The sequence below is a fragment of the Brevundimonas diminuta ATCC 11568 genome, from assembly GCF_000204035.1.
GTDB classification, from domain to species: Bacteria; Pseudomonadota; Alphaproteobacteria; order Caulobacterales; family Caulobacteraceae; genus Brevundimonas; species Brevundimonas diminuta.
On the sequence record NZ_GL883086.1, the window covers coordinates 2216249 to 2220813 of the forward strand.

General features: G+C 68.6%; 6 protein-coding genes. 1 reads left to right on the forward strand and 5 read right to left on the reverse strand.

Features of this window, described 5'->3' with window-relative positions:
- Positions 1-89: 89 nt before the first annotated feature.
- From BDIM_RS14660 to BDIM_RS14675, 4 genes are all read right to left on the reverse strand, one after another.
- On the reverse strand, positions 90-866 hold the full coding sequence (locus tag BDIM_RS14660) for a tyrosine-protein phosphatase (protein ID WP_003166372.1): 777 nt from the start codon (positions 864-866) through the stop codon (positions 90-92).
- A 43-nt stretch (positions 867-909) separates the two neighbouring features.
- The gene (locus BDIM_RS14665; protein ID WP_003166373.1) at positions 910-1227 is read right to left on the reverse strand and encodes a winged helix-turn-helix domain-containing protein; all 318 of its coding nucleotides are present in this window, start codon (positions 1225-1227) and stop codon (positions 910-912) included.
- 1 nt (position 1228) lies between these two features.
- On the reverse strand, positions 1229-1855 hold the full coding sequence (locus BDIM_RS14670) for a hypothetical protein (RefSeq protein ID WP_003166374.1): 627 nt from the start codon (positions 1853-1855) through the stop codon (positions 1229-1231).
- Between the two features lie 160 nt (positions 1856-2015).
- A complete protein-coding gene (locus tag BDIM_RS14675; protein WP_040346338.1) occupies positions 2016-3461 on the reverse strand; it encodes an AMP nucleosidase in 1446 nt (481 codons plus the stop codon).
- A gap of 111 nt (positions 3462-3572) precedes the next feature.
- On the opposite strand from BDIM_RS14675, the gene BDIM_RS14680 reads away from it, so the two are divergent.
- On the forward strand, positions 3573-4112 hold the full coding sequence (locus BDIM_RS14680) for an SRPBCC family protein (protein ID WP_003166376.1): 540 nt from the start codon (positions 3573-3575) through the stop codon (positions 4110-4112).
- Between the two features lie 4 nt (positions 4113-4116).
- On the opposite strand, the gene BDIM_RS16910 is transcribed toward BDIM_RS14680, so the two are convergent.
- Positions 4117-4565, reverse strand: a 449-nt coding sequence (locus tag BDIM_RS16910) for an alpha/beta hydrolase fold domain-containing protein (protein ID WP_155818650.1), incomplete at its 5' end; no start/stop codon positions are given.

Consider the following 4565-nt stretch of genomic DNA (forward strand, 5'->3'; position numbering starts at 1 on the left):
GAGGGCGCCCGCGCGACGGTTCACCCTCGCCGCCGCCGCCAGCGGATCGCGCCACGGGCGCGTCTCGACATGGCGAACAGATAAGCCGCTCACGGTGCCAACCGCGCCCGGATGCGGTCGGCCAGCGACGCATCCACGCCCAGAACGCGCTCCAGATAGGCGTCGACCGAGCCGCTGTGCGCGCGCATGGCGCCGAAGGCCTCGTCCAGATAGGCCGCCTCGACGCCCAGGAAGGCGACCACCGCCCCGTGCGACGCCGTGCGGCCGGTCATGGCGGTCAGCTTGCGCGCGACCTCATCGGCCCGACTGTCCAGATCCACAGCCTGATTGGTCGCCAGATAGTCCGCCATCAGATCGTCGTGGGCCACGCCCAGCAGTCTGTGGGTCAGGGCCGCCAGCAGGCCGGTCCGGTCCTTGCCCGCCGCGCAGTGGATCAGCACCGGCCCCTCGACCTCGGCCAGCAGGCGGAAGTAGCGGCCGAACAGGTCGACATGAGCCGCTTCGAAGGGCAGGCGGCGATAGGTCTCGGTCATGAAGGCGCGGCCGGACGCTTCGGTCAGGTCGGCGGTCTTCAGAAAGGTCAGGTGCGGCGCCTCGCCGCCGTCGTCATGGTCGCTTTCGATCAGTCTCCCGGCCCAGCCGACCGGACGACGCGAGGGCTGGGCTCGCCGCTCGCTGGGCCGACGCAGATCGACCACGGCCGCCAGCCCCAGCGCCTCCAGCCGCGCTACGTCCGCCTGCGTCGCCCGCGCCTGATGCGCCGCGCGATAGAGCCGCCCGCGCGCCAGCAGACGGTCATCCACGGCGTAACCGCCATAGTCGCGGAAGTTGTCGATGGCCTCGAACGGCGAAAGGCGGTCGCTCATGACCGCCTTTCTTAGACTGTTCGACGGCGCACGCCAGTCCGGGCTAACGCCCCGCCACCAGGGCCGACATGGCGTCCAGATAGGCGAGGAAGGCGTCACGCCCCGTCTCCGTCATGCTGGCCCGCGTCAGGGGCTTGCGGCCCTGGAAACTCTTGGACACGGCGACGAAGCCCGCCTCCTCCAGCTTGCGCAAATGCACCGACAGATTGCCGTCCGTCGTCTGCAAGCGGGCCTTCAGCTCGCCGAAGTCGGCGCTCTCCACCCCGGACAGATAGGCCATGATCCCCAGGCGCACCCGGCCGTGGATCACCTCGTCGATGCGGCCGATGTCGAAGTCCGAGGTCTCGTCCTCGACGTTCATCTCAGCCCGCCTTCTTCGTTGCGCCGCGCACCAGGATCAATCCGGGCGCGAGGGCGACGGCGATCAGCAGGACCAGATAGACCGGATAGATGAGCAGGGGATCGCCCAGTCCGGCAAGCACCACGGCGCCGGCGTAGGAGATCAGGCCCACGACGTTGAGCCAGGCCTTGCGGCTGATGGCGGCCACTACCATCCAGGCCGAACCGTAGGCGCCCATGACCACCGTCGGCATCAGGGCCATCACGCCCCAGTCGCCGGTGCGCCAGCCGAAGACCATCAGGGCCGTCCAGGTGACGAAGATGCCGTAGCCGATGGCCGACCAGGCCGCGCCGACAGACCGGTTCATGGCGCTGGCGCCGCCGCAGGCGCTTTCGATGCGGCGGATGAGGACGACCAGAGCGATCACGAATACTGCGGCTGCGCCCAGCCAAAGCGACAGGCTTTCCCAGCCGCCGTTGGGGATACGGCCCAGCACCATCATCCACTGGCCGACCGTGGCGGCCCCGAAGATTACGGCCGCGGCGACCAGCACCGACCCGCCCAGAAGCGGCGCTCGCCGTCCCTCCTGGGCGAGGGCCTTCATATAGGCGATGTCGTCGTGAACGGATTGAACCTGATCGCGGGTCATGGCGTCTCTCCCTGTCTGTTGAAAGCGAGAGTGTGCTAAGAACTTTATTTTGTAAAGTTCTTTCTTGAAATTGCGCCACACGACCCTTCACCCTGCCTAGCGCCCAAGCAAAAAGGGCGCCGGGGGAGCCCCAGCGCCCTCTTCAGGTCAGCGGGTCGTCTTACCGGAACGGCGGCTCGTCGAAGGCGCGCAGCTTGCGGGAGTGCAAACGGGTGCCTTCGGCGCGCAACAGGTCCACCGCCTGAATGCCGATCTGCAAATGCTCGGAGATCGAGCCTTCATAGAAGCGGTTGGCCTGGCCCGGCAGCTTGATCTCGCCGTGCAGCGGCTTGTCCGAGACGCACAGCAGCGTCCCGTAAGGCACGCGGAAGCGATACCCCTGCGCGGCGATGGTGGCGCTCTCCATGTCTATGGCGACGGCGCGGCTCTGGTTGAAGCGCAGGGCCGACTTGGAATAGCGCAGCTCCCAGTTGCGGTCGTCGGTGGTGACCACGGTGCCGGTGCGCAGCCGCTTCTTCACCTCTTCGCCCGGCGCGCCCGAGACCAGCTTGGTGGCGTCGTAGAGGGCGCGCTGCACCTCGGCGATGTTGGGGATCGGAATGTCGGCGGGCAGGACCGCGTCCAGCACATGATCGTCACGCAAGTAAGCGTGGGCCAGCACATAGTCGCCGATGGTCTGGCTGCCGCGCAGGCCGCCGCAATGGCCGATCATCATCCAGGCGTGCGGCCGCATGACCGCCAGGTGGTCGCAGATGGTCTTGGCGTTCGACGGCCCGACGCCGATGTTGACCAGGGTGATGCCCTGACCGTCCGGCCGCGTCAGGTGATAGGCGGGCATCTGATGCTTGCGCCAGGCGGCGTCCATGATGGCCGCCTCGGGGTTGTCGGTGGCGCTGGTCACCACCACGCCCCCGGCGCAGGACAGGCTTTCATAGGGGCTGTCGGGGTCGGCGATCTCGGCCGTGGCCCAGCGCACGAACTCGTCGACGTAGCGGTTGTAGTTGGTGAACAGGATGAAGCTCTGCACGTCCTCGACCGGGGTGCCGGTGTAGTGACGCAGGCGAGCCAGCGAGAAGTCGGTGCGCAGGCCGTCGAACTGGGCCAGGGGGAAGTCCTCGCCCGGCTCGAACAGGCCGTCCGAGATTTCATCGCCGATGTGGGCCAGATCCGTGGTCGGGAACCAGCGGGCGATGGCCGCCGTCATGGAGCTGTCCAGCACCACGCCGGAACCGTCCAGCACATAGGGGAAGGGGATTTCCTGTTCCGACGGCTCGACCGTGATCCGGGCGCCGTATTCATCGGACAGCAGCGTCAGCTGCTCCAGCAGATAGGCGCGGTACAGGTCGGGGCGGGTGACGGTGGTCGTATAGACGCCGGGGCGCGACAGGCGGCCGAAGGCGCGGGTCTCGAGATCCTGCGGGCGGTCGCCGAACCAGCTGATGGTCAGTCGGGGATAGGCGAACAGGCCGACGGCCCGAGCTTCGGGATCGGCGCGCTCGCCGGTCTCGAGAAAACGCTTCACTGCGGTGCGCAGGTTGGCGACCGATTGATTGTAGAGGGTTTCGAGGCGGTCCAGCGCCGCCTGGGGGGTCATCTTGTCTGTCATGGCTTCCTCTAGCGGAAAACCGTGACCTTGGCGAGACGGGGGAAACACGCCGACACGACAGTTGACCGCAGACGCGCCCGCGCGCTTCCTCGTGCCGCTGGAGGATTTCCCATGGTTCGACGCCTGTTTCCGCTTATTGCGGCCGCCGCCCTGCTGACCGTCATCTCTGTTCCGGCGCCCGCCTGGGCCGAGGTGAAGTCGGCTGCGCCGCATGGGTTCGAGATCGGCGGGACGCTGACCCTGAACGCGCCGCCCGCGCGGGTCTGGGCGATGTTGATCGCGCCCGACGCCTGGTGGAGCCGCGACCACCGCTGGTTCAGGAACTCCGCCCTGTCGCTGGACCTGTCGCCCGGCGGCTGCTGGTGCGAGCGGGCGGCGGACGGCCGCGTCTCGCGCCATCTGGAGACCGTGCTGGTCGAGCCGGGATCGAAGCTCGTGCTGCAGGGCGGCCTCGGCCCGCTGCAGGGCCAGAGCGCGGCGGGCGGCCTGACGTTCAACCTGAAGCCGGAAGGCGACGGGACGACCCTGACCTGGACCTATGTCGTCGGCGGCTACGCCGGCGGCGGGCTGGAAGCTTGGGCCGCACCCGTGGACGGGGTGCTGTCGGCCCAACTGGCCAATCTGAAGACGCAGCTCGAGCGGGCCGACTGACGCCTCAGCCCAGCGCCCCGTGCAGGAAGGCGACGGCGCCCGCCATATCGCCCGTCGCTCCACGCCACACAGGCGCTGAATCAGAGGCGACGCCATAGGCTGAAGGGTCGGTGAAGGTCGTGTCCGGCCCTGTATTTGCGCTCAGGGCCGCCGCCGCGCGCACGGCGGCAGGCGCGCCGGCCGCCGCCAGATAGCGTCGATCCAAGACCAGCATCAGGGCCGCCCGGCCGCCCTCGCCCAGTCCCAGAACGCCGATGCGTTCAGCATCGCCGCCGAGATCCTGGACCCGTTTCGCCGCCCAGGCGACAGCCGCCGCCGCGTCGGAAATGAAGGCCGGGTGCGGACTGTCCGGCGCCTCGCGTCGGTCGACCAGGAGCACAATGAAGCCGCCCTCGGCCAGATCGCGCGCCGCGCGTTCATCCGCCGCCTCAGGCGCGCCGTCGGGCAGCAGGA